This window comes from Pseudomonas sp. RP-B7 (assembly GCF_059803535.1).
Genome location: NZ_JAPFHC010000015.1, coordinates 63,557 through 89,088 on the forward strand (window position 1 = coordinate 63,557; position 25,532 = coordinate 89,088).

Below are 25,532 nucleotides of genomic sequence, written 5' to 3' on the forward strand. Positions count from 1 at the left end.
TACAGTCCCGTCAGGTTTCTGGCTTATTTGTCGGGGTTCATTCTGGATTTCGGCAAGGCGACCTAGATCAGGCCATAGCCAAACCTCCTCAAAGCGGCCCTCTGGCCCAGTGCTCAGTCGCTTGACCGCTCAGGTGAGGCAGAACCTCACGCGCCGTGTCTGCGACCCCGTTCACAAACCCAGCTCCCACCTTTACACCATTTGAACATTTCGTTTATCTCGGGGTCTCTACCCCGCCCACCCACACGCGGTCGGGCTGCATGGACTGCAGCGTTTTCAAATGACATTAAGGATTGATGTGAACCTCTCCCCTCTATTCCCCTGCCTGCCACCGCCCCTTGCGGTGCGTCTTCGTGCGCCTGGGTTTTAGGTGGGCACCTGGGGGGGAATGCACGCGGATCAATTGATCCATTCACTCGTTTTACCTACTGCCGTCGGGCGTATTGGCGGCAATGACCCGTAGTTCATGGAGTTAGAAATGAAGCGCAAGCCGTTCCAGAAAACCCTGTTGGCCCTCATGGTCGGCGCGATCAGCACCCAGCTGCTGGCCGTGGAGTTCGACCTGGGGCAGGGCAAGAATATTTGGGCCAGTGAGACCTTCAATGAGCCTGTGACCATCACCGGGCAGCTCTCCCAAGTGGTCGACCCCAGCACTACCCTGCCAGCGGGCCTGGGCTTTACCGATACCCACATCCAGGGTTCGCTGATCAACCGCGCCGACATTACGTTGGACTCGCAAGGCAAAACGATCCGTGCGATGGCCATCGACCCGATGTACTGGACCGGCCCGAACAACCTGCCCCCCAGCACCATCACGGGGGATGTGATTCAGGCCGGTAATATCCTGATGAGCCATGGCGGTTATGAAGGGCTGGAGATCGGTGACGCGACCATTGGCGGCAGTGTGATCAACTCGGGCACGATCCGCTCGACGGCGCCGCTGCCGAATGCACCGACGCTGGGTTTCGTGGGCGGTGGCGAAGGCATTTACCTGCACGGCACCACCATTGGCGGCGACGTTTCCAACACCGGCGTGATCAACATGGATGGCCGTGGCGCCACGGGTTTGATCCTTGATGTCGACGGCGCCACCCCGACCACCATCGGCGGCAAGATCCTCAACTCCGGCTCGATCATCGCCACGGGTGAGGACGCCCTGGGCATTGAAGTGGAAACCGCGACCAGCGCGCTGCGTATCGAAAACAGTGGGCTGGTTTCTGCCGACGGCAGCGCGGCGCGCGGCGTGCTGTTTTACAACGGCACCATCGATTACATCCTCAACACCGGCACGCTTGAAGCCAAGGGCACCGATGCCAGTGCCTTCGAGTTCAGCGGTGCCACCTTCGCTGCCAACAGTGCGAGCGGTGCCCGAGGCATCGTCAACCGCGGCACCATCACCGCAGACGGCACCGCGATCCTGGTCAACGCCAGCGAACAGACCTCGCCGTTCGAGATCAACCAGCAAGCCGGCGAAATTCGCAGCAACTCCGGGGTTGCCGTGGACGCCGCCAACCTGGCGACGCTGAACTGGACCGGCGGCGCCATCGTCGGCGACCTGCTCAACCTCAACGCGGTCAACGTCGCCGGCCAAGCGAACTTCACCGGCACGCGCATCAGCGCGCCAGTCTCGATCAACTCGGGCTCGCTGAACCTCTCTGCGCAGGGCACCAGCGTCACTGGCGACCTCAACGTCGCCAACGGTGCGGGCATCGACATGCACCTGTCCGACCGCGTGGTGCCGACCAGCGCCTACCTGACGGTCAACGGCACCGCCACCTTTGCCAACGCCTCGAAGCTGACCGTGAGCGCCAACCCCGGCGATTTCGCCAGCACCCGCGACGGCACGCAATACACCCTGCTGCAAGCCACCCAGGTGCAAGACAACGGCTTGTCGGTGGGCAGTTCTTCGGCACTGCTCGACGTGCTCAGCTACTCGGCCGATGCGCAGACGGTCAAGGCCGTGGTGGCGGTCAAGGCCGACGGGCAAGTCCAGCAAGACCTCGCCGCCGTCGGCGCCAGCGCGGCGTCGGCCACGGCGGTCAACCGCTTCAAGAATGGTGTGTTGAGCCAGCTCGGCAGCGATGACCAGGTGTTCCAGGCCCTGGCCAACGCCGGTACGGCCGAGCGACTGGCGCAGATCAGCGACCAGCTCAAGCCGGACGTCAATCGCGGTGCGCTGGACGTGGCCTTGTCCGGGCAAACCGTGGTCAACGGCGCGATCTTCAACCGCCTCACCGAGCAACGTGAACAACAACAGCGCGGTGGCGTGTGGGTGCAGGGCCTGAGCAGCAACATGGACCAGGACGGTCGCGGCGGCGCCAACGGCTACTCGGCCAACAGCAGCGGCATGGCGGTGGGTGTGGACGGTCGCGTCAACGACACCACCACCCTGGGGGTGGCCTACAGCTACCTCAATTCCAACATCCATTCCGACCTGGGCAACAAGACTGACGTCGAGGGCCACGCGCTGTCGCTGTACGGTAACTGGTCGCTGCAAGACTGGTTTGTCGACGGCAGCCTCAGCTACGGCCATAACGACAACCAGAGCAAACGCCACATCGCCGGCACCACGGCCAAGGGCAGCTACGACAGCAATGTGTTGTCGGCCAGTGTGATCGGCGGCTACAGCTTCAAGCCGTCGCAGGCGGTGGTGATCGAGCCTCGTGTGGCTGCGCGTTATGCCAGCGTGCGCATGGACGGTTACGACGAGAAGGGTTCGTCGGCCGCGCTGAGCACACGTTCGCAGCGCTATGAAGTAGGCGAGTTGGGCGCCGGTGTGCGCCTGGCGGGTAACCTGCCGATGGGCGCGGGCAGCTTGCAGCCGGAAGCGACACTGATGGCGTATCACGACCTGATGGGGGATCGTGTCGCGCAAACCTCCAACTATGTGTTGGGTGGTTCGGCGTTTACCGTCACCGGCGCGTCGGTGGCGCGTGACAGCTACGAAGCCAGCGTGGGCGTGAATTACCAGGTGTCGGACTTCACCGTTGGCGCCAGCTACACGCGCCAGGCGCGCAGTGGGTTTGACACTGATGGGGTGATGCTCAAGGCGCGGTACGCGTTCTAACCTTGCCCAATCAAGGGTAAACACGGTACCTGTGGCGAGGGAGCTCCCTCGCCATGGGGTTCGGTGTGATTTTGGAGAGGGATTATGAGGCGATATGAAGGCAAGCCATTCCTGCGGCTGTTGGAGTGCTATGTCCTGGCCGCCATCGGTGAGCTGAGTGATGAGCAGCAGGCCACCTTGCGCGCCATGGAACCCAAGCTGCATGAGGTGTATGGCACGTCGGGCAGTTGGCAGTCCGTGATCGAGGTGCAAATGGATTTCCCGGCGACCGTTGCCGACAAGATCCGGGCAATATGGCAGGCCAACGTCGAGAAGTTCGCCAACGCTGGCACCGCGATCAACGCTGAAGATTTCGCGCAACACTTTGTGGACACCAATTTTCCTTAAGGACCCGCCATGAAACCCGCAAAACTCCCCCTTCAAGCCTTCCTGATGTCCTGCCTGGTGGCGGGCTGGGGGCTGGTCTACGTGGGCCGTGTCAAATGGGCGATCTGGGTCGCCGCGTTTATGTACGGCGGCGTGATCTTGCTCGGTGCATGCGGTCTGATCGCCTCGCCTATCGGGCTGTACGTGTTTTTCGCCTTTGTGGTCGCGGTCAAGCTTGGTTCAGCCATCGTCTCGGCGGTGTTGGCCAAGCGCTACGATGGCCCGCCGGACGTGCCGCGCAAACGCTTCCACGCGCTGTATGTGGGCGTGCTGATCGTGCTGACCTTCGTGCTGCTGGAAGTGCTGCGGGTGCCATTGCTGGGCTTCAAGAACTACTACATTCCGAGCGGGTCGATGTCGCCGACGGTGTCGGTGGGCGACTACGTCATCGCCGATCTCAAGCCGGGTGCGCCGAAAGTCGGCGACATCGTGGTGTATCGCTGGAACGGCACCGAGGCGATCAAGCGCGTCGCCGGTGTGGGCGGCGATACCCTGGCCATCGTCAACGGCGAGCTGATCCACAATGGCGAAAACCTCGGCCTGTTCCACGCACCGGCGGATAGCGTGAACGGCGCTGCGTCGATGGAACTGGCGCCGCTTAAAGTCGAACCGGGTCACGTCTATTTGCTGGGCGACAACCGCAACAACAGCAACGACAGTCGCTTTATGGGCCAGGTTGCCGAAGCCGATGTGGTCGGCAAGATCACCGGGATCTGGTTCTCCAGCGAGCGGGCGCGGATCGGGACGCGATTCCCATGATCAGCACTTCTCGGATGTTCACCAGAACCTTGACGCTGCTCTGCCTGGCCGCACTTTCCGGCTGCCAGGGCGTGCCTTATCGCGGCGCCGAAGATCAGGCGCGGATCAACAACGACCTCGCGCTTGGCGCCACGGCGGCGCAGTTCATTCCATTGCGTTGGGCGTATTCGAACTACGGCATTCAAAACGGCGTGCAGACCGAGGACGCGATTGCCGTGGTGCAGCCCGGGCTGGTGACGTTGGTGGGCTATGAGAGCGGGCACTATGTGCGCAAGGCCAGTTTCCCGGCCGCGGCGGTGGACTGCGCCTACGTGTTTGAAAGCGAGCACAGTGACCGCCCGGTGTGGCTGTTGCAGCGCGAACGCATCATTTTCCTGTCGCCGAGCGATCATCGCGGCAACGGTGATCAGGCCAGACGCTTGCAGTTGGTCAAGCAACTGGCGGGTAGCGGCTTCAAGATCCAGACCGATGCCCAGGGCTCGGCGTACCGCCCCACCGGGAAGTCGGAGCGGCAGTTGGTGCTCAATACGGTGATAGGGCATCACATGGAGGAAGTTGCCGAGAATCAGGCATACAACGTGTGCCGGCCTCAGTAAATCGGTTGGTCGACCCACCGCTCCCACAGGTGATTGGGGTTGCTGGGCTGTCAGTGCTCGGCTGGAGATAGACCAGGCACTGCCAATCCCCTGTGGGAGCTGTCGAGCCCTAGCGAGGCTGCGAAGGCGGCGGCACTGTTGGTAGAGGTGTTGTCTGAACCACCGCTTTCGCGGGCAAGCCCGCTCCCACAGGTGATTGGGGTTGCTGGGCGGTCAGCGTTCGACTGGAGATCGCCCAGGCACTGCCAATCCCCTGTGGGAGTTGTCGAGCTTTAGCGAGGCTGCGAAGGCGGCGGTACTGCTGGTGGAGATGTTGCCTGAACTACCGCTTTCGCGGGCAAGCCCGCTCCCACAGGTGATTGGGGTTGCTGGGCTGTCAGTGTTTGGCTGGAGATAGACCAGACACTGCCAATCCCCTGTGGGAGCTGTCGAGCCCTAGCGAGGCTGCGAAGGCGGCGGCACTGTTGGTAGAGGTGTTGTCTGAACCACCGCTTTCGCAGGCAAGCCCGTTCCCACAGTTGATTGGGGTTGCTGGGTGGTCAGCGTTCGACTGGAGATCGCCCAGGCACTGCCAATCCCTTGTGGGAGTTGTCGAGCTTTAGCGAGGCTGCGAAGGCGGCGGTACTGCTGGCAGAGGAGTTGCCTGAACTGCCGCTTTCGCGGGCAAGCCCGCTCCCACAGGTGATTGGGGTTGCTGGGCGGTCAGTGTTTGGCTGGAGATTGCCCAGGCACTGCCAATCCCTTGTGGGAGCTGTCGAGCTTTAGCGAGGCTGCGAAGGCGGTGGTGCTGCTGGTGGAGATGTTGCCTGAACTACCGCTTTCGCGGGCAAGCCCGCTCCCACAGGTGATTGGGGGGGGGGCTGGGCTGTCAGTGTTTGGCTGGAGATTGCCCAGGCACTGCCAATCCCCTGTGGGAGTTGTCGAGCTTTAGCGAGGCTGCGAAGGCGGCGGTGCTGCTGGTGGAGATGTTGCCTGAACTACCGCTTTCGCGGGCAAGCCCGCTCCCACAGGTGATTGGGGGGTGCTGGGCTGTCAGTGTTTGGCTGGAGATTGCCCAGGCACTGCCAATCCCTGTGGGAGTTGTCGAGCTTTAGCGAGGCTGCGAAGGCGGCGGTGCTGCTGGCAGAGAGGTTGCCTGAACCGACTTACAGCAACTTGCGCTGCACCGCCTCATCCAGCGTACTGCGCGTCAACGCCTCCACGACTTCCCGTGTATCGGTCTGGAATGGAATACCCACGATCAGCACCAAATGCATCCACGTGCGTACCGACTCGCTTTTTTTGACGCGACCCAGCTCTTTGCCATCCTTGTCTTTGAACACCGTTTCCAGGGTGAAGGTGTTCTTCGCCGTGGACGGGATGATGAAGAAGGTCGCGCCGGTGATGATCGCCGAGGCCATGCTGAACTGTTCGTTGTTGGACAGGGTGGCGTCGGCATAAATATCCGAGTCGACCTTGTCGGTGCTCACCCGCGAAAAACGATTGGACTGGCGAAACGAGTCGGCCACGGCCTTTTCCCACAGCAGCGCCGGGGCGCCAGCCACTGCGTTGCCCGGGCCGCTGTTGACCTGGTGCAGAGCGGTGGTGCGTACGTACGCCGTCGGCTTCTGCGCCGGCACGTTGGCGTTCGGTGGCCAGGTCTGCACCGCCGGCAATTCGTGTTGCGAGTACGAAACGCAACCGCTCAGCAACGCGGCAGCGAGCACCAGGCTGTGTTTGATCAATCCTTTCATGACTTACTCCTTGGGCAGCTTGGCGGTGGCGCTGTCGAGCAGTTGCGACACCAATTCATTCAGTTGCTTGGCACCCATGGTCGGTGCCCAGTATTCACGCCCGTAGAGGCCGACGTTGCGCTCGAACTTGACCTCTTGCTTGGCACTCGCCAGTTGCTTGCCGTCGCGGTCGACGATCGTCAGGTCACCGGCCACGTCAAAGGTGTCGACGAAGATCGGCCCGTTGACCCAGATCCAGATCGTCAGCGTCAGCAACGCACCGGGCACGTAGGCCGGGTGCACGCCACGGTGGCCCTTGAGTGAGGTCATGTTGAATTTCAGCGACACATCGTTTTCGCCCAGGCGCGTAGGGTATTCGGTGACTTGTTTGAAGTAACCGGCGCTGCGCACGTATTGATTGAGCTGCACGGTCAGGGAGCGGCTGATGGCGGTCTTGTTGGCGTCGTTGATGTCGGCGGCAGTTACCGCGACATCGGCGATTTGCGCGCTACGCGGGCTGCTGACAGCGGCAGGGTGGAGCGGGGCGCCGACAGGGCCGGTGACGGTGTAGGACACACAGCCGGTCATCGACAGCGCGGCGATCAGGGCGGTAGCCCGCAGGAGGAGTTTAAACACGCAATTTCCCTATAAAAAGAACGAACCAAGCCACTGTCTCGACCCCTCGGCGCAGAACTTGAATGAACAAGCTTTTATCGCGGGCGCCGCGCACGGCCGGGTTTCGAGCGTCAGGGCGGCGGTGTACAGTCACGGCCCGTTCTCGTAAAAAATCATGATGAAGCCAAACAAATATCCCCACCTGAAAGTGTTCTTCGCCTTCTGGTTCATGCCCTTTGTGTTTGGGCTGGCCGCAGGCCCCGTGGTGTTTGTCGCCACGTTGGCACAGCTGTTCAGCAACCCGCGTGCACTCGGGGAAGTGCATGGGCTGGAACTCTGGATGGTGTTTGTCACTACGCCGGTACTGGCGCAGGTGGTGTACCTGTTGCCCGCCCTGGGTTTTGCGCTGTTCGTGACCTTGTGCGCGTTCAGCAAAGGGCGCCGCACTTATACGATTATCGGGCTCAGCGACGGGGCGGTCGCATTTGTGTGGCTGACGTGGCTGGACTACCTGGTGATGCGCGGCAGCACCAAGGGTTTTGTTTTTACAGACAATGCCTTAGCGCTGATTTCGGCGTTTTTCATTGGTGCTGCAGCCTGCGCCTTGATGGCGCTGATTGCCCTGCCGGAGCCGACAGACGGCAGCAAAACGGGCGGCCTGGGCTCAGAAATCCCTTGAGAACCCCTCTCAACTCCGTAAAATGCCGCCGATTGTTTAAAGCTCGATACTGTTCAGGGATGAATTCTTACATGCGCGCGCTTGTCCTCTTTTTCGCCGCCTGCCTCATGGCTGGCTGTGCCTCCCAGCCGGAGTACTACATCTCACCGGCGCCAGTCACCATTCCCAAGACTGCAACCTACTGGCTCGACACGCTCGACGTTGAGGTGGTGGGCAAAAACGAGCGCTTCCTGTCCGACGAAAAGGTTCGCAAAGCGTTGGGTGTCGATATGGTGAACCGCCTGCTCGAAGCAGGTCGCTACGCCACCAGCAAGGACAAGGCCGACTATCTGCTGGATATGAGCATTGTCTACACGCGGCATATCCAGGATTCGAAAGGCGGGCTCGCCACACTGATCGTCGACGACAACAAACTGCTGCTCAGTGTCGATTTCAGCTACAAGGTCACGGTCAAGAAGAACGGCGCCGAGGTTCTTCACTTTTCCAAGGCCCTCTATGACCAAGTGCCCGGCGGCGTGATCGGCAACTTCGAGCAGTACAAGACCATGGGCGCCCTGGTGACCAATAACAGTAACTCCAGTGTCGAAGGCTTCTACTTCCGTGTTTACAGCCGCGACATCGTCAACGACATCCGCAACATCCCCACCCGCTAGTTTTACCTGCTGCACCTGCTGATTTCTCACTCTAGGAGCACCCTGTGAAAGCACTGTCCAAAATCCTGCTGACCGCCGCAGCGCTTCTGACCGTGGCCGGTTGCGCCACCGAGAGCAACCGCGCGCTGCCGGTGGAGCAAGTCGCCAGCGCCAACGTTGCCTATTCAGGCGTGCGTGTACCGATCGCCGTAGGCAAGTTCGACAACCGCTCCAGCTACATGCGCGGCATCTTTTCCGATGGCGTCGACCGCCTCGGTGGTCAGGCCAAGACCATCCTGATCACCCACTTGCAACAGACCAACCGCTTCAGCGTGCTGGACCGCGACAACATGGGCGAAATCTCCCAGGAAGCCGCGATCAAGGGCACGGTGCAGAAGCTCAAGGGCGCTGACTACGTGGTGACCGGCGATGTGACCGAGTTCGGCCGCAAGGAAACCGGCGACCGCCAGCTGTTCGGCATCCTGGGCCGCGGCAAGACGCAAGTGGCCTACGCCAAAGTCGCGTTGAACATTGTCAACATCAACACTTCCGAAGTGGTGTATTCCACCCAGGGCGCCGGTGAATACGCGCTGTCCAACCGTGAAGTGGTCGGCTTCGGTGGCACCGCCAGCTACGACTCCACCCTCAATGGCAAGGTCCTCGACCTGGCCATGCGCGAAGCCATCAACCGCCTGGTGGACGGCATCAACGCCGGCGCCTGGAACCCGCGCAACTGATCAGCAACACCTCAAGGAGCAGTACACGGATGAGCAAGGCAGTGAAGTTGGCGCTGATGCTGACAGCAACCGCAGTAGTCGCCGGGTGCCACACGGCGCCCCAGCCCCTGTATCAATGGGAAAGCTACCAGCCGCAGGTTTACGAGTACTTCAAGGGCGAGCCCAAGGAAGCACAGGTCGAGGCGCTGGAACGGGATCTGCAAAAGATCAACGCCAGTGGCCGCAAGGCCCCGCCGGGTTACCACGCCCACCTGGGCATGCTGTACCTGAGCATGGGCAAGGATGACCAGATGGTGCAGGAGTTTCGCACCGAGAAGGCATTGTTCCCCGAGTCCGCGTCGTACATGGACTTCCTGCTGAAAAACGCCAAGACCGGAGTCGCCACCAAATGAGCCTGTTGAAACTCACCGGCGCCCTGCTGGCCTTGGCCTTGCTCGGCGGTTGCGCTGCGCCGAAGACCATCGATTACACCGCGTACAAACAGTCGCGCCCCAAGTCGATCCTGGTGCTGCCGCCGCTCAATGAGTCGCCGGAAGTGCAGGCGTCCTACAGCTTGGTGTCGCAAGTCACCTACCCGTTGGCCGAAGCCGGCTACTACGTGTTGCCGATTGCCCTGGTGGACGAAACCTTCCGCCAGAACGGCCTGACCACCGCCAACGACATCCAGGCACTGCCACCGACCAAGCTGCATGACATCTTCGGTGCGGACGCGGCGCTGTACATCACCGTTACCGAGTACGGCACCAAGTACATGCTGATCACCAGCGACACGGCAGTGACGGCCTCGGCCAAACTGGTCGACCTGCGCACCGGCACCACCCTGTGGACCGGCTCGGCGCGGGCCTCCAGCGAGGAAGGCAACAACAACGGCGGCGGCCTGGTGGGCATGCTGATCACGGCAGCGGTCAAGCAGGTGATCAACAGCTCCACCGACGCGGCGCATCCGATTGCCGGCATCACCAGCGCGCGCCTGCTGTCGCCGGGCCAGCGCACGGGGATCCTGTACGGTCCGCGTAACCCGAAGTACGGTACTGACTAAACCCTCGGCACCGCAGGCAAAGGCCCTTCCCGGCAATGATCGGGGAGGGCCTTTGTCGTTGTGGATGGCGTTTTTTCGGCGTTTTCAGCCATGTCGATTGTTCCAGCGATTACGGCTGCGTACGTCGCTTTGAACAATATCCTCGGGTTTGACCTGCCCATGCGTCTTGATCAGCAGATCGGCGCGGCCATTGCCATTCAGGTCGATGGAGACACTGCCTTTGCCGGTGGCTTGGTCATACGTCAGCAGCGTTTCGCCCTCCTTGCCGCTGAAGGCCTGGACAAAATTCAGTCCCGAGACCCGGGCTTTTTGCAGGGCGCCGGACACATCGATCTTGTCGGTGCCGCTGGTGAAGTCCATGAGCGTGTCGGGCTGTTCGGGGGTGGAGTCACGGGCGTCGTTGTAGACGAAGGTATCCGCGCCGTCGCCGCCACGTATCTGGTCCGCCCCCAGGCCCCCGGTGAGCCGGTTGTTGGCTTCATTGCCGATCAACGCGTCGTGGCCTGCGCCGCCGACGGCGTTCTCGATGGTGCAGCCCCTGGCGATGGACACGTTGCCCTTGAGCCCGCCAATGTCTGAAAAAGCACCGGCCTTGAGATTGATGACCTGGTTGGACCTGTAGCCGGATACGTCCAGGGTGTCATTGCCGGCACCGTCCCAGATGCAGGCGATCATCCGGTCCTGTGCGGAATTGAGGGTGTAGTAATCCCGCTGGGTATTGGAATTGAAGCCGTAGGTATTGTCTTCTTTGCGGGTCTGATAATTGGCGCCGTACTTTTTCTGGATCGCGGCAATGTCATCCATCATCGGTGCGAGGGGCTTGGCGCCGAGCTGTTTGCCACTGCTCTGATCGCCGAAATAGCTCATGACGGTGTGGGCGGTGGAATCCTGGGCATACACGCGCTGGCTTTCCGAGGCGCTGCCGTCGTAGTTGCCGGGGTGTTTCAGGCCGAGGGCATGCCCGATCTCGTGGGTCATCACTGTGCGTGTGGCCATGCGGGAGTTGTAGAGCGTTGCGCCACCGCCTCCTCCATAGGGTGTCGGATATGTGCCCTGTGCGGTGCGGACCCGGTTTGAAATTCCGAACGTCACCCGGCCTTCGGAGGGCCCTCCGTTTTCGGTGAATTGCAGGTTGGCGACATCACTCCAAGAGGTTAAAGAGCGTCGTGCTTCCTGTTTCTGGTACTCGTTGAACCCGCCTGGGTTGAATGAAACTGAAATTTCGGTGGTGTTGTTCTGGTTCTTGTCCTGCCACGTCGGCACGTTGCGTGTGAGCTGCTCGATGATCTGCTGATTATCGTAGGAGCGTTTGTTCACCCGGGCGATGTGAGGGTCATTTGGCCGTTGAGTCATGTCCTTGCCATCCCAGGTGTGGGGGCTGGGTTTGTCGGGGCCTGGGGGAAGCGTAAGGCGCTCGGGACGCACGGGCCTGTTCTCGGGCAGAGGGGTCGGGCGAAGCATTGGGCGAGGCATTGGGGGCTTAAAAGGTCGCAGCCAGGGGTGAGTGACAAATGGTCGGATAAAGGGGCGAAAAATCGGCGGAATAGAGAAGGGCCTAAAGAAACGTTGTGGCCTTGGAGGTGCACTGTAGGGAGCGAAAAAAGTAGGCACGCCAGAATGTATTTTCATTGTGTTACCGTCACACGCTGCTTGATTTTTCCTTGGTGAAAGTCTGTAGGCAAAGTCCTTTTGCGCAGGACCAAGTTCTCACCGCTGAAAACCACTGCCAATCGCTCAAGTGTTACCCAATGGTGGTTTATCCGATGCTGTCGTAAGTTGTTGCAGTGAGCTGTGGCGTCTGTTTTTTTGCAGATGAGGCGGGGCAGAGCGGGTTCCTATTTTGTTTGTCTTGGGGTTTTTCCTGATCGCGTCCGATGGACAACAAAAGAACCACACACGCACTTACAGGACAGCGCCATTCCCGAGCGCTGGTTTAAGAAAAATCCTCTATGTTTAACCCGAGCCCCGATCCGGTTGCGTCTGAAGGAGTGAACACATCATTCACCCCCGAGGTTCAGCCGCCATGCCCCGTCTTTTCTTGCCGCTCCTGCGCCCTGTCGCACAAGGCCTTGCCATCACCTCTTGCATGGCAATGGCAGGCTGTGGCGTGCCCACGTCCCAAGACACCGCCACGCCCCACGAAGAAGCCGCGACGGTGATGCCCAGCGTCGCGCAGGCACGCCTCGAAGGCGCACTGGTCAAGGGTGTGGCGCCAGCGCCGATGGCGGCGCCGTTGATGATGAGTGACGAGCGGGTCAATCCATCTCGTAACGAGCCTGGGGAGCAGTACGAACGCCTGCCGGACAACCCGGTGCAGCGGGTCGCCGAAATGCCCGTCTCGACCTTCAGCGCTGACGTGGACACTGGCAGTTACGCCAACGTACGACGTTTCCTCAATCAGGGCAGCCTGCCGCCCGAGGGGGCTGTGCGACTGGAGGAAATGGTCAATTACTTCCCCTACCGTTACGCATTACCCACCGATGGCTCACCCTTTGGAGTGACCACCGAACTCGCCCCGACGCCGTGGAACCCGCACACCCAGTTGTTGCGCATCGGCATCCGGGCGTCCGACCGCGCCGTGGCAGACCTGGCGCCAGCCAACCTGGTGTTTTTGGTGGACGTGTCCGGCTCCATGGACCGCCGCGAAGGTTTGCCGCTGGTGAAAAGCACCCTGAAATTGTTGGTGGATCAACTGCGCGATCAGGACCGCGTGTCATTGGTGGTCTACGCCGGTGAGTCCCGCGTGGTGCTCAAGCCTACCTCCGGCCGCGACAAGGCCAAGATCCGCAATGCCATCGAGCAACTCACCGCCGGCGGCTCGACCGCGGGCGCCTCGGGCATCGAACTGGCCTACCAGATGGCTCGCGAAGGGTTTATCGACAACGGCATCAACCGCATCCTGCTGGCCACCGACGGTGACTTCAACGTAGGCGTCAGCGACTTCGACAGCCTCAAGCAGATGGCCACGCTCCAGCGCAAAAGCGGGGTTTCCCTGACGACCCTGGGCTTCGGTGTGGATAACTACAACGAACACCTGATGGAACAGCTGGCCGATGCCGGCGACGGTAACTACGCCTACATCGACAACCTGCGCGAGGCCCGCAAGGTGCTGGTCGACCAGCTCAGCTCGACCCTCGCCGTGGTGGCGCGGGATGTGAAATTGCAGGTGGAGTTCAATCCGGCACGGGTCAGCGAATACCGGTTGCTCGGCTATGAGAACCGCGCCCTGAAGCGTGAGGATTTCAACAACGACAAGGTCGACGCCGGAGAAGTGGGTGCAGGGCATACCGTAACTGCGCTGTACGAAATTGTGCCGAAGGGCGAGAAGGGTTGGCTGGAGCCGCTGCGCTATGCCGCAGAGCCCAAGGCCGAAAGCAAAACCGTTGAACTGGCGATGCTGCGCGTGCGCTACAAACCCGCCGCGGGCGGTGACAGCCAACTGATCGAGCGCCCCATCGGCGCTCAACCCGTCCAGGCCAGCGATGACCTGCGCTTCGCCGCCGCCGTGGCCGCCTTCGCCCAACAGCTCAAGGGAGATGGTCGCTACACTGGCAGCATGCGCCTGCACGACATCGTTGCACTGGCCCGCTCGGCACGGGGCGATGACCCGTTCGGGCTGCGCAATGAGTTCGTGCAATTGGTGGAATTGGCGCAAAGCCTCAAACATTGATGCCCGATGTGGGAGGGGGTTGCTTCCTCCCACACTTGATTCACCGTCGACTTTCAGAAAGGAGTTCGCCATCGACATGGCCGTTCCAGATGACCTGCCCAGCGACGAATCGCTGCTGGCCCGCTACCGGACCGGTGACAGTGCCGCGTTCGAGGCCTTGTACGCGCGACATCGCCAGGGCCTGTACCGATTCCTCGTGTCCCTGAGCAACAAAGCCGAACTGGCCGAGGAAATCTACCAGGAGACCTGGCTCAGCCTGATCCGCAGCACTACCCAGCCACAGGGGAGGGCGAGTTTTCGTACGTGGTTGTTTCAGATTGCCCGCAACCGCCTGATCGATTACTGGCGCAAGCACGGCATCCACAACCCGCTGCACGACAGCTACGACGAACAGCTGCACGCCCAGCCCGACGCCAGCCCCGGCCCCGAGCAACAACTGAGCCTGAGCCGCGACCAGGCGCGCCTCGACGCCGCGCTGCAAGACCTGCCCGAAGACCAGCGCGAAGTCTTCCTGCTGCGCCTGCACGGCGACCTCGAAGTGCCGCAAATCGCCGCCCTCACCAAAGCCCCGCTGGAAACCGTAAAAAGCCGCCTGCGTTACGCCCAGCAGAAACTGCGCCGGTTGCTGGCCGAGGAGATACCCGCATGACCGACTCTCGACACCCCCAGGATTCTGACGACGTGCTCATCCAGCACTTGCGTCAACACAGCACCGGCGAACCGCCCGCGTCCCTCGACGCCTTCATCCTCGCCACCGCCCGCCGCGAAGCCCCGGCACCACAGCCGAGCCTGTGGCAACGCTGGCTGCACGCCTGCCAACGACCACGCTGGCAAATGGCATTCGCCACCGTCGCCGGTTTGGCATTGATGATCGGCGTGGTCATGCGCTCGCCCGTGCCGCAGCCGGAAATCTCCACCGCGACCTTCTCCGCACTCCACGAAGAGGTCGCCAGCCCACCACCGCCGATGATGTCCGCCCCGGCGCCGGTGGCCCGGATGGCTGCTGCGCCACAGGCCGAGAGTGCGCAGGTCATGGGCTCGATGGCGGACGAGTCCCCCGCCAAACTCAGCAAACGTGCGCCGGTGGCGTTGCCTTCGCTGGAGGAGGGGTTGCGGGAGATTGTGCGGTTGCGGGCGGTGGGGCAGAGCAGAGCGGCAGATGAGAGGCTGCTGGCGTTGCACGAACGCTTTCCCGAGGAGGATTTGCCGGCGCGGTTGGAGGCGCTGAAACTGCGCTGACTCAACGCCCACAAAAAAGCCCCAGGTCGTTGGAGCTGGGGCTTTTTTGTCTGTATCTGGTGCACCCGGCGGGATTCGAACCCACGACCCCTGCCTTCGGAGGGCAGTACTCTATCCAGCTGAGCTACGGATGCTTGTGCGGGCGACATCATACCCATGTCGCCCTTGGGCGTCCATGCTGGTTTTTGGCCGCTGGAACGTAGGAAATCCGCGCGCTGACGCCCTGGGCCGGGCACCGCCGATCATTGCGGTGGAACCCTGCCCAATCACGCTGATCCGAAAGTTTCGGCAAAAGCGCCGTTTTCGTTCTTTTTTTCGAACAGACTATTGCCCTGTACCCCCATTGATCCTAGGATTCGTTTGAGATTTCAAACGCTCTGTCTCCCGCGTGCGCTTCACCTGAGTCCGCGCGCTGGGGCTGATTTCCCTGACGGCAGCCCACAAGGCGCCTTTCAACAACTCTAATTCGCTCCGCGTGCGCGCGGTGCTGTTAAGGAAACCCGACATGCAGCTTAAAGATGCCCAGTTGTTCCGCCAGCAAGCCTTTATCGATGGCGCTTGGGTCGATGCGGACAACGGTCAGACCATCAAGGTCAACAACCCTGCCACGGGCGAGATTCTCGGCACCGTGCCAAAGATGGGCGCCGCGGAAACCCGTCGCGCCATCGAAGCCGCCGACAACGCCTTGCCGGCCTGGCGTGCGCTGACCGCCAAGGAGCGCGCGAACAAGCTGCGTCGTTGGTTCGAACTGCTGATCGAAAACCAGGACGACCTCGCGCGCCTGATGACCCTCGAACAAGGCAAGCCGCTGGCCGAAGCCAAGGGCGAAATCGTCTACGCCGCGTCCTTTATCGAGTGGTTCGCTGAAGAAGCCAAGCGCATCTACGGCGACGTGATTCCCGGCCACCAGCCCGACAAGCGTCTGATCGTGATCAAGCAGCCGATCGGCGTGACCGCTGCCATCACCCCGTGGAACTTCCCGGCTGCGATGATCACCCGCAAAGCCGGCCCGGCCCTGGCCGCCGGTTGCACCATGGTCATCAAGCCCGCTTCGCAAACCCCGTTCTCGGCCCTGGCCCTGGTTGAACTGGCACACCGTGCCGGTATTCCGAAAGGCGTGCTGAGCGTGGTCACCGGTAGCGCTGGCGACATCGGCGGCGAGCTGACCGGCAACCCGATCGTGCGTAAATTGTCCTTCACCGGCTCGACCGAAATCGGTCGCCAGCTGATGGCCGAATGCGCCAAGGACATCAAGAAAGTCTCCCTGGAACTGGGCGGCAACGCGCCGTTCATCGTGTTTGACGACGCCGACCTGGATAAGGCCGTCGAAGGCGCGATCATCTCCAAGTACCGCAACAACGGCCAGACCTGCGTCTGCGCCAACCGCCTGTACATTCAGGATTCGGTGTACGACGCGTTCGCCGAAAAACTCAAAGTGGCGGTAGCCAAGTTGAAGATCGGCAACGGTCTGGAAGACGGCACCACCACCGGCCCGCTGATCGACGAAAAGGCTGTGGCCAAGGTGCAGGAACACATCGCCGATGCCCTGAGCAAAGGCGCTACGTTGCTGGCGGGCGGCAAGGTCATGGAAGGCAATTTCTTCGAGCCGACCATCCTCACCAACGTGCCGAAAAATGCCGCTGTGGCGAAGGAAGAAACCTTCGGCCCGCTGGCGCCGCTGTTCCGTTTCAAAGACGAAGCCGAAGTGATCGCGATGTCCAACGACACCGAATTCGGCCTGGCCTCGTACTTCTACGCCCGCGACCTGGGCCGTGTGTTCCGCGTGGCCGAAGCCCTGGAATACGGCATGGTTGGCGTCAACACCGGGTTGATCTCCAACGAAGTGGCGCCGTTCGGCGGCATCAAGGCCTCCGGCCTGGGCCGTGAAGGTTCCAAGTACGGGATCGAGGACTACCTGGAAATCAAATACCTCTGCCTGGGCATCTGACCCGCCCGGCAAGGCATTGCTGCAAACGCAAAGGGCACGAGAGCGCTGACCCTTTGCGTGTTTCAAGACGTTATTCGTAGTGGCCGGGAACGCTGTGGCAGTCGATCATCGCATGCTGCCGCAGTTGCCTCCCCGTCACGTATTCCTTGGACCCCGCCACCCGATGAGTGGCGAATGAGGACTTTATGAGCAAGACCAACGCATCCCTGATGAAACGCCGCGAAGCCGCTGTACCGCGCGGTGTTGGCCAGATTCACCCGATCTTCGCCGACTCCGCGAAGAATGCCACCGTGACCGACGTTGAAGGTCGCGAGTTCATCGATTTCGCCGGCGGTATCGCCGTGCTGAACACCGGCCACGTGCACCCGAAAATCATCGCTGCCGTGACCGAGCAACTGAACAAGCTGACTCACACCTGCTTCCAGGTACTGGCCTACGAGCCTTACGTGGAAGTGTGCGAGAAAGTGAACGCCAAGGTGCCAGGTGATTTCGCCAAGAAAACCCTGCTGGTCACCACCGGTTCCGAAGCCGTTGAAAACGCTGTCAAGATCGCCCGTGCCGCCACTGGCCGTGCTGGCGTGATCGCCTTCACCGGCGCCTACCACGGCCGTACCATGATGACCCTGGGCCTGACGGGTAAAGTCGTGCCGTACTCGGCCGGCATGGGCCTGATGCCAGGCGGCGTGTTCCGCGCGCTGTACCCGAACGAACTGCACGGTGTGAGCGACGACGATTCCATCGCCAGCATCGAACGCATCTTCAAGAACGATGCCGAGCCGCGTGACATCGCGGCCATCATCATCGAGCCGGTGCAGGGCGAAGGCGGTTTCTACGTCGCGCCAAAATCCTTCATGAAGCGCCTGCGCGAACTGTGCGACAAGCACGGCATCCTGCTGATCGCCGACGAAGTGCAAACCGGTGCCGGCCGTACCGGCACGTTCTTCGCCATGGAACAGATGGGCGTTGCTGCCGACCTGACCACCTTCGCCAAATCCATCGCCGGTGGCTTCCCCCTGGCCGGTGTGTGCGGCAAGGCTGAATACATGGACGCCATCGCCCCAGGCGGCCTGGGCGGCACCTATGCCGGCAGCCCGATCGCTTGCGCCGCTGCGCTGGCGGTCATGGAAGTGTTCGAAGAAGAGCACCTGCTGGACCGCAGCAAGGCCGTTGGCGAGCGTCTGGTCACTGGCCTGAAAGCCATCCAGGCCAAGTACCCGGTGATCGGCGACGTACGTGCCCTGGGCGCGATGATCGCGGTCGAGCTGTTCGACAACGGCGACACCCACAAGCCAAACGCTGCGGCCGTGGCTGCCGTGGTGGCCAAGGCGCGTGACAAGGGCCTGATCCTGCTGAGCTGCGGTACCTACGGCAACGTATTGCGCGTACTGGTCCCGCTGACCGCGCCGGACGAGCAATTGGACAAAGGCCTGGCGATCATCGAAGAGTGCTTCTCCGAGCTGTAAGCGGACGCTGACTTGATCGACAGAAAAAACCCGCTTCGGCGGGTTTTTTTTGCCTGCAGATTTAGCTGACGCAAGGCAGTTGAAATGTCCATTACAACCGCAAGACGATCATTGATCTGGAGGCGGGGGAGAATGTGGCGATGAATACCGTGTTCAGGGGCATTTCAGCGTTGGGCATGGCGCTGGAAGTGGTCGACAAGCGGATAGACCTTAAATCCCTCGCCGATCCGTGCGCAGATCACCCTGGCGATCAAGCTGAACAAAGTGAAGACCTATCCGGATCGCCAGCAGTTGATCGAGTTCGGTCGCAAGCATTGTGGTGTGGAGAAACCGGGGCTCGTCATCGAGCGTATTGCAGAAGCAATGTCCGAAGCCCTCAGGTTGCATCAGTCACGCATCGATCCTGGCCTCTACCATGCGATGCAAGCTGAATGGGATACGGGGCGCATCATGGCGCTGAATGATTCGCTCAAGACGGGGCCGAGGCGAAAGCCGGTTTTCAAGCCGATGCCTTGAATGGGGTTGGTGGTTTTTAGCCACGTTCATTGTACGTACGTGTGCGCATTGACTAAGGTGCAAGCATTGCCGATGGAGCGTGCAGGATGACGGCTGTTGATCTACCCGCTGTACCCCGAGTGTTGATCGCTGAAGCAGACCCCTGGTCACTGGACCTGCTCAAGCAAGTGTTGTTGAACGTGCGCTGTGACGCACGGCTGGACGTGTGTGCCGATGGTCTGCAAGCGGCTACGCTGCTGCGGGACAAGGCCTACGACCTGATCCTGGCCGATTGGGAGCTGCCGGGCGTCGATGGCCTGAGTCTGCTGCGCCACGTGCGTCAGCAGCGCCGTACGCCGGCGCTGCCGTTCATTCTGCTGAGCAGTCGCAATGACACCGCCAGCGTGCGTGAAGCCCTGCCCCTGGCGCCCACGGCGTACCTGACCAAACCCCTGAACATGGAAAGCCTGACCCAGCGCCTGCAGGACCTGCTGCTCAATGAAGGCGAGAGCGTGTATTGCGAGATCCCGCCGTTGGCGCCGGGCATGACGTTGCCGGTGTTCCTGGAGCGTCGTCGCGACGCCTGCGATGGCGCGCCGCTGCGCGTTGATGTGAAAGCGGCAGTGCAAAAGAGCCTTGGCCCCGACGGCCTGGATCTCAAGCGCCTGGAAGACCTGGTGCGCACGGACCCGCAAATCACCGCTGTGCTGATCGCCGCCGCCAACAGCGCTGGCCATCACGGCACGCCGGTACAGACCTTGCCAGCGGCGTTGCACAAGCTGGCGGCGGGGCAAAGCATGAACCTGATTCTCGGCCTGGCCCTCAAGCACAACGTGGTGCTGGGCGACCCGGGGCTGGTGGCGTATGCCGAACGGCACTGGCAGTTTTCCCAGGACACCGCCGACTTCGCCCGACGCCTGGCGCGCCTTTTGGAACTCGATCACGAGCGCTGTTATGCCGCCGGCCTGCTGCATCGGCTCGGTGACCTGGCGCTGCTGCGCTGCCTGGAGGACTGGCGCCAGGGAGGCGGGGCATTGGACGACGAGGCGATTGGCGAGTCGCTCTACACCTTCGGCGCCGCCTATGGCTCGGCACTGCGCGCGCGTTGGCGCTTGCCCCATGAATTGCGCCAGTTGATCGCGGCGATCTATTCGCTGGAAGGCGGGGTGTATGCGCGGGATGCGCTGGTGGTCAACCTGGCGGCGCAGATGGCGCGCCTGACCGAGCATGAAGGGCTGGAAGCACTGGCCAATGGCAAGACCGCGCGGTTGCTCAAGATGGGCCTGTCGGAGCTGACGCGGGTGCGCAAGGCCTAGAGAACAGTGAGATCCAAATGTGGGAGCGGGCTTGCCCGCGATGAGGGTGTGTCAGTCAGCAAATTTTTAGCTGACCCACCGCCATCGCGGGCAAACCCGCTCCCAGATTGGATCTGCTTCACCGTTGGATCTGTGTCTAGCTGGCGACGACGCGATTCTTGCCCTGGCGCTTGGCCTCATACATCGCTGCATCCGCACGGGCGAACAGGCTGTCCAGGGTCGAGTCCTGTTCGTCCAGGCTGGCCAAGCCCTGGCTGACGGTCACGCTGAATGCCTGGCCTTCATAGTTGAAACTCAACTCCTGAATCTCCCTGCCCAGGCGCTCGGCCACCTGCAACGCCATCTCTGGCGCGCAACCGGGCAGTACGGCGGCGAATTCTTCGCCGCCAATGCGCCCGAACAGGTCGCCACGGCGCAATACCCCGCGACCGCTCTCGGCGATGCGGCGCAGTACCTGATCGCCCTCCAGGTGGCCGTAGGTGTCGTTGATGTCCTTGAAGTCATCGATGTCCAGCAGCAGGAACGCCAGCGGCGCGGCCTGGGCGCAGGCACTGTCGAACGCCTGGTTGGCGCATTCGAAGAAGTGCCGGCGGTTGCTGCTCTGGGTCAGCACGTCGGTGGTGGCGAGGCGGTGCAGTTCCAGTTCCAGCTGCTTCTTTTCGGTGATGTCTTCGGCCATGCCGACCACGATCACCGGCTTACCGGGCTCGACCTGCTGGTTGATGTAGCACTTGTCGCTGAGCCAGCGGATCTGCCCGTCCGCGGTGATGATGCGGTATTCGCGGTCTTCCACGGTGCCTTGTTCCAGCACGCGGGCCAGGCTGTGTTCGGCGTAGTCGAGGTCTTCGGGGTGAATGCTGTTGCGCCATTCCCGATGGTCGGCCAGCAGCAATCCGGCGGGTCGCCCGAACACGCGCTCATAGGCCGGGCTCACGTACAGCACGCGGCGCGTTTCCCAATCGATGGCCCACAGCACGGCGTTGACGCTGACCAGCAGCGAGCTCAACAGCTGCTCGCGCTCGCTCAGCCGCTCGACTTCACCCTGGGCATGCACCAGCGCCAGCAGGGTTGCCGCCGCCGTCGGAAGGGGCGGTTCAGTGGTGGGGGTATCGGGCAGATAGGGCTTTTCGTGAACCATCGGCACAACTCTCTCTGGGCGCGCCGCAGGATGAAGCAGCGGTCACTACAAGGGGCCACCATGATGGCGAAGTGTTCATTGAGAGAGGGGAATTGCAGTGAAGTTCCGTCAACAGCACCGATTGCCGGTGCCCGGTAAATGACGCCAAAAAGCCGATACGTGGGAGGGCAGGCCCTCCCACTGCACCGTCAGGCTGCCGCAGGACGCAGCGAATAGGTCTTCAACTGGTGGGCAAAATCGCGCAGGGACTGGATGCCGCTGGCCTCTGCCTCGTGTACCCATTCCTTGATCGCGGCGAGCATATCGTGGCCGTTGCTGCTGGTCTTGAGCCAGATCTGTTGCAGCGCCAGGCGCTTCTCGTAGATCACGGTCAGGGCGTGGCTGTGCTCCAGCATGCTCTGGATGCGCACGTGATGGCGCTCATCCAGCAGGCTGGTCTCGCGCGACAGCAAGCGCTTGGCGCGATGGAACTGGTGGCGTACCGAATGATCGACCTTTTCCAGCTCTTGCTTGACCAGCGGGCCGATCACCAACTTGCGGTACTGGGCCATGATCTGGAAGCGGTTGTTGAGGATCGCCATGGCGGTGTCCATGTCCAGGTGGCCCTTGCCTTCGACCCGGTGGGCAATCGGTGCCACGCGCTGCACCTTGGCCAGGCGCAGGAAGCTGAACACTTTGATCCAGGCCCAGCCCAGGTCGAACTCCCACTTCTTCACCGATAGCTTGGCGGAGTTGGGGTAGGTGTGATGGTTGTTATGCAGCTCTTCGCCACCGACGATGATGCCCCACGGCACCAGGTTGGTCGCCGCATCACGGCATTCGAAATTGCGATAGCCGACGGCATGGCCCAGGCCGTTGATCACACCGGCGGCCCAGAACGGGATCCACATCATCTGGATCGCCCAGATGGTGATGCCGATGGTGCCGAACAGCAGCAGATCGATCACGCCCATGATCGCCACACCCAGCAGCGGGTAGGGGGTGTAAAGTTTGCGTTCGATCCAGTCGTCCGGGCAGTTCTTGCCGTAGATGCGCAGGGTCTCGGGGTTTTCCGCTTCGGCGCGGTACAGCTCGGCACCTTTGCGCAATACCGTGGACAAGCCCTTGATCACCGGGCTGTGCGGGTCATCGACGGTTTCGCATTTGGCGTGGTGCTTGCGGTGGATGGCCGTCCACTCGCGGGTGTTCTGCGCCGTGGTCAGCCACAGCCAGAAGCGGAAGAAGTGTTTCAGGCCGCCATTGAGTTCCAGGGAACGATGGGCTGAATAACGGTGTAGATAGACGGTGACCCCAACGATGGTCACGTGGGTCATCAACAGAGTGACTGCCACCAGTTGCCAGGCTGACAAGTCAAGAAAACCGTTGTACCACATAGGCTGTATGGCCCTCAGATAAAGAAAAAAACAGCTCACGCATTATCACTAAGCCCACAGAGAAAACCAGCCGCCCTTTCAGATAGGAGTGACTGGATGTTTCTTACTCTATAATCCGCATCGGTTGTAGGACGATTCTGTTTTTTTGGTAAGGATTACTGAGCATATGCTGTTTTCATACCGAGGTGCCCTACGCGTAGGGCTGGTATACCTACTGGTTTCCATTGCCTGGCTCCAGCTCAGTCGCCAGGTATTGATCAACTTTCTCGATGAACCGAGCCAGTTGAGCCATTGGATGCAGATGCGCGGCTACGTATGGGTGGCCCTCAGCGCCTTGGCGATTTACCTGATCTGCCGGCGCTTCGACCGCACCAGCCTGCAGGATCAACCCCTCAAGGAAAACCGCGAACGCCTGCGCCAGGCCGCCGCCGTGTTCGATTGCACCCGCGAAGGTGTGCTGGTCACCGACGCCAAGGGCCTGATCGTGCACGTGAACCGGGCCTTCATGGAGATCACCGGCTACCGGCGTGAAGATGTGATGGGGCAGCAGCCGAGCCTGTTCAAATCCGGGCGCCATTCGTCGAGTTTTTACCAACAGATGTTCCATACCCTGGGGCGCACCGGCGAATGGAGCGGGGAAATCTGGAACCGACGCGAAAGCGGCGAGATTTATCCACAGTGGCAAACCATCCGCGCCGTGCAGGACGATCAGGGCCATGTCAGCCACTACGTCGCGGTATTTTCCGACATCAGCGCCATCAAGCATTCCGAACGCGAACTGGCCCACCTGGCGCACCACGACCCTCTCACCGACCTGCCCAACCGCCTGCTGTTCACCGACCGCGCCGAGCAGGCGCTCGCTTCGGCGCAAGTGCACAAGCGTGGCTGTGCCTTGCTGCTGCTGGACCTGGACCACTTCAAGATCATCAACGACAGCCTTGGCCACGCCGTCGGCGATCAACTGCTGAAACAGGTGGGCGAACGGCTCAAGGCACTGTTCGGCCCCGGTGTGACCCTGGCGCGCCTGGGCGGCGACGAATTTGCGGTGCTGGCGGAAAGTTGTCCACAGGTCGCGCAAGCCGCCGGCGTGGCGCAACGCATGCTGGATGCGATGAAACAACCGTTCATCTTCGACGGCCACCAGTTGTTCATCAGCGCCAGCATTGGCATCAGCGTGTTCCCCAGCGACGCCCTGAGCGCCGAACAACTACTGCGCAACGCCGACTCCGCGCTGTTCAAGGCCAAGAGCGCCGGGCGCGAAAGCTACGCGTTGTACACCGAAGAGCTCACCGCCCACGCGCAAAACCGCGTGGAAATCGCCAGCGAGTTGCGCCGCGCCCTCGACCAGCACGAGTTGCGCGTCTACTACCAGCCCGTGCACAACCTGCAAGACAGCCGCCTGGTGGGCGTCGAAGCGCTGGTGCGCTGGGAACACCCCGAACGCGGCCTGGTGCCCCCGGGGGATTTCATCCCCATCGCCGAACGCACCGGGCTGATCGCCGACATCGACGCCTGGGTGCTGGACCAGGCGTGCCGCCAGATGTGCCAATGGCTGGCGGACGGCGTGCCATTGAGCTTTATCGCGGTCAACGTTTCCAGCCGCCTGTTCGCCCGGCGCGAGCTGTACGACCAGGTCGCCCAAGTGCTGCACGAAACTGGCCTGGACCCGGCGTATCTGGAGCTGGAAGTCACCGAAAGCGCAGTGATGGAAGACCCCGAAGTGGCCCTGGAGCAACTGCACCGCCTGCGCGAACTGGGTTTGCGCCTGGCCATCGACGATTTTGGCACCGGCTATTCCTCACTGCTGCGCCTCAAGCGCCTGCCGGTGCAGAAGCTCAAGATCGACCAGGGGTTTGTCGCTGGGTTGCCATGGGATGAGGATGATGCCGCCATCGTGCGCGTGGTGATTGCCTTGGCGAAAAGCATGGGCATGCAAGTGCATGCCGAGGGGATCGAACAGGTGGAGCAGGCGCGGTTTCTGTTGGCCGAGGATTGCGATATGGGGCAGGGCTATTGGTTTGGCCGGCCGGTGCCGGCTGACCAAATCGATTGGTCACGCGCCCCCCCGATCCAGACTTGAAATACAGTCAAACTGGGGGCGCGGGCTTGTGTGGGAGCGGGCTTGCCCGCGAAAGCGGTGGATCAGACAACACATCTGTCACTGACAGACCGCATTCGCGGGCAAGCCCGCTCCCACATTGGGCTCTATACAAGGCTTGATTCCAGTGTCGACGCCTGAAAGTCCCGCGCAACCCCACGTCCCAGCAGAAAATTCTTTCTGGTTATATAAACATTCTTAAATAGTATTTTTAAGAATATCTGCGCTTATCTACTATCGCTCTCACGCCGCAAGCAGTGCCGCCACTGCGAGGCACTATTCATTTCAGGAGCGAGACCATGAGCGCATCTCTACGTAGCGTCGACGGCCAGGACGAAGCAGCCATTTTGCGTGAGATCCAGAGCGCGTTGCGCGATCTGCGGTTCGGCGCGGTGGAAATCACTGTGCACAACGCGCAAGTGGTACAGATCGAACGCAAAGAAAAATTCCGCCTGCAGAACCCGGGTAACAAACCGAGCTGAGCAGCAACGGCGATTCGCATGCTAGACCCGCACTTATAAGAAAAAGCC

23 protein-coding genes and 1 tRNA gene are annotated in these 25,532 nt (G+C 61.5%); 18 read left to right on the top strand and 6 right to left on the bottom strand.

Annotation, left to right across the window (positions count from 1 at the left end):
- Positions 1-478: 478 nt before the first annotated feature.
- From OPU96_RS15690 to OPU96_RS15705, 4 genes are all read left to right on the top strand, one after another.
- A complete protein-coding gene (locus OPU96_RS15690) occupies positions 479-3,067 on the top strand; it encodes an autotransporter family protein (protein WP_498559321.1) in 2,589 nt (862 codons plus the stop codon).
- Between the two features lie 84 nt (positions 3,068-3,151).
- Entirely contained in the window at positions 3,152-3,454 is a 303-nt protein-coding gene (locus tag OPU96_RS15695; protein WP_192298543.1) for a hypothetical protein, read from the top strand.
- A gap of 9 nt (positions 3,455-3,463) precedes the next feature.
- Positions 3,464-4,252: a signal peptidase I gene (lepB, locus tag OPU96_RS15700; protein ID WP_192298542.1), complete on the top strand. Its 789-nt coding sequence runs from the start codon at positions 3,464-3,466 to the stop codon at positions 4,250-4,252.
- A complete protein-coding gene (locus OPU96_RS15705) occupies positions 4,249-4,848 on the top strand; it encodes a hypothetical protein (protein ID WP_498559322.1) in 600 nt (199 codons plus the stop codon). The genes lepB and OPU96_RS15705 overlap by 4 nt, the downstream gene beginning before the upstream one ends.
- Before the next feature lie 1,145 nt (positions 4,849-5,993).
- On the opposite strand, the gene OPU96_RS15710 is transcribed toward OPU96_RS15705, so the two are convergent.
- The gene (locus OPU96_RS15710) at positions 5,994-6,581 is read right to left on the bottom strand and encodes a hypothetical protein (RefSeq protein WP_498559323.1); all 588 of its coding nucleotides are present in this window, start codon (positions 6,579-6,581) and stop codon (positions 5,994-5,996) included.
- Between the two features lie 3 nt (positions 6,582-6,584).
- Positions 6,585-7,196, bottom strand: a complete 612-nt coding sequence (locus OPU96_RS15715; RefSeq protein ID WP_226456634.1) for a hypothetical protein — start codon at positions 7,194-7,196, stop codon at positions 6,585-6,587.
- A gap of 154 nt (positions 7,197-7,350) precedes the next feature.
- On the opposite strand from OPU96_RS15715, the gene OPU96_RS15720 reads away from it, so the two are divergent.
- From OPU96_RS15720 to OPU96_RS15740, 5 genes are all read left to right on the top strand, one after another.
- Positions 7,351-7,854: a hypothetical protein gene (locus OPU96_RS15720; RefSeq protein ID WP_498559324.1), complete on the top strand. Its 504-nt coding sequence runs from the start codon at positions 7,351-7,353 to the stop codon at positions 7,852-7,854.
- Positions 7,855-7,925: 71 nt separating this feature from the next.
- On the top strand, positions 7,926-8,507 hold the full coding sequence (locus OPU96_RS15725; RefSeq protein ID WP_226456637.1) for a hypothetical protein: 582 nt from the start codon (positions 7,926-7,928) through the stop codon (positions 8,505-8,507).
- Between the two features lie 44 nt (positions 8,508-8,551).
- Positions 8,552-9,223 carry a CsgG/HfaB family protein gene (locus OPU96_RS15730; protein ID WP_192298536.1) on the top strand — a complete coding sequence of 224 codons (672 nt, stop codon included), beginning with the start codon at positions 8,552-8,554 and terminating at the stop codon, positions 9,221-9,223.
- Between the two features lie 29 nt (positions 9,224-9,252).
- Entirely contained in the window at positions 9,253-9,615 is a 363-nt protein-coding gene (locus OPU96_RS15735) for a DUF4810 domain-containing protein (RefSeq protein ID WP_192298535.1), read from the top strand.
- Complete coding sequence (locus OPU96_RS15740) at positions 9,612-10,262, top strand: DUF799 domain-containing protein (protein ID WP_498559325.1); 651 nt, start codon at positions 9,612-9,614, stop codon at positions 10,260-10,262. The genes OPU96_RS15735 and OPU96_RS15740 overlap by 4 nt, the downstream gene beginning before the upstream one ends.
- A gap of 84 nt (positions 10,263-10,346) precedes the next feature.
- On the opposite strand, the gene OPU96_RS15745 is transcribed toward OPU96_RS15740, so the two are convergent.
- Entirely contained in the window at positions 10,347-11,615 is a 1,269-nt protein-coding gene (locus OPU96_RS15745) for a M10 family metallopeptidase C-terminal domain-containing protein (RefSeq protein WP_498559326.1), read from the bottom strand.
- An 805-nt stretch (positions 11,616-12,420) separates the two neighbouring features.
- Here OPU96_RS15745 and OPU96_RS15750 point away from each other — a divergent pair.
- The 3 genes from OPU96_RS15750 (at position 12,421) to OPU96_RS15760 (ending at position 15,171) form a co-directional block, all read left to right on the top strand.
- Complete coding sequence (locus OPU96_RS15750) at positions 12,421-13,932, top strand: vWA domain-containing protein (protein ID WP_498559339.1); 1,512 nt, start codon at positions 12,421-12,423, stop codon at positions 13,930-13,932.
- Positions 13,933-14,008: 76 nt separating this feature from the next.
- Positions 14,009-14,581, top strand: a complete 573-nt coding sequence (locus OPU96_RS15755) for an RNA polymerase sigma factor (protein ID WP_498559327.1) — start codon at positions 14,009-14,011, stop codon at positions 14,579-14,581.
- Positions 14,578-15,171, top strand: coding sequence for a hypothetical protein (locus OPU96_RS15760; protein ID WP_305391845.1), 594 nt, complete (start codon positions 14,578-14,580; stop codon positions 15,169-15,171). The genes OPU96_RS15755 and OPU96_RS15760 overlap by 4 nt, the downstream gene beginning before the upstream one ends.
- Before the next feature lie 57 nt (positions 15,172-15,228).
- On the opposite strand, the gene OPU96_RS15765 is transcribed toward OPU96_RS15760, so the two are convergent.
- Positions 15,229-15,305: transfer RNA gene (locus OPU96_RS15765), tRNA-Arg, on the bottom strand.
- A 371-nt stretch (positions 15,306-15,676) separates the two neighbouring features.
- Between OPU96_RS15765 and gabD the strand changes: the two genes are divergently transcribed.
- From gabD to OPU96_RS15785, 4 genes are all read left to right on the top strand, one after another.
- The gene (gabD, locus tag OPU96_RS15770; RefSeq protein ID WP_017734500.1) at positions 15,677-17,119 is read left to right on the top strand and encodes an NADP-dependent succinate-semialdehyde dehydrogenase; all 1,443 of its coding nucleotides are present in this window, start codon (positions 15,677-15,679) and stop codon (positions 17,117-17,119) included.
- Between the two features lie 185 nt (positions 17,120-17,304).
- Entirely contained in the window at positions 17,305-18,582 is a 1,278-nt protein-coding gene (gene gabT / locus OPU96_RS15775) for a 4-aminobutyrate--2-oxoglutarate transaminase (RefSeq protein WP_226456673.1), read from the top strand.
- Positions 18,583-18,846: 264 nt separating this feature from the next.
- On the top strand, positions 18,847-19,098 hold the full coding sequence (locus tag OPU96_RS15780; RefSeq protein ID WP_498559328.1) for a hypothetical protein: 252 nt from the start codon (positions 18,847-18,849) through the stop codon (positions 19,096-19,098).
- Between the two features lie 86 nt (positions 19,099-19,184).
- Positions 19,185-20,393, top strand: a complete 1,209-nt coding sequence (locus OPU96_RS15785) for an HDOD domain-containing protein (RefSeq protein WP_192298518.1) — start codon at positions 19,185-19,187, stop codon at positions 20,391-20,393.
- Between the two features lie 136 nt (positions 20,394-20,529).
- Here OPU96_RS15785 and OPU96_RS15790 read toward each other — a convergent pair whose 3' ends face one another.
- Positions 20,530-21,531, bottom strand: a complete 1,002-nt coding sequence (locus OPU96_RS15790) for a GGDEF domain-containing protein (RefSeq protein WP_226456679.1) — start codon at positions 21,529-21,531, stop codon at positions 20,530-20,532.
- A 188-nt stretch (positions 21,532-21,719) separates the two neighbouring features.
- On the bottom strand, positions 21,720-22,904 hold the full coding sequence (gene desA, locus OPU96_RS15795) for a delta-9 fatty acid desaturase DesA (RefSeq protein ID WP_192298516.1): 1,185 nt from the start codon (positions 22,902-22,904) through the stop codon (positions 21,720-21,722).
- 166 nt (positions 22,905-23,070) lie between these two features.
- Here desA and dibA point away from each other — a divergent pair, with 166 nt between their 5' ends.
- Positions 23,071-24,984, top strand: coding sequence for a phosphodiesterase DibA (gene dibA, locus OPU96_RS15800; protein ID WP_498559329.1), 1,914 nt, complete (start codon positions 23,071-23,073; stop codon positions 24,982-24,984).
- Between the two features lie 317 nt (positions 24,985-25,301).
- Positions 25,302-25,484: a sulfur starvation response protein OscA gene (gene oscA / locus OPU96_RS15805; protein WP_003170956.1), complete on the top strand. Its 183-nt coding sequence runs from the start codon at positions 25,302-25,304 to the stop codon at positions 25,482-25,484.
- The last annotated feature ends 48 nt before the right edge of the window (positions 25,485-25,532 follow it).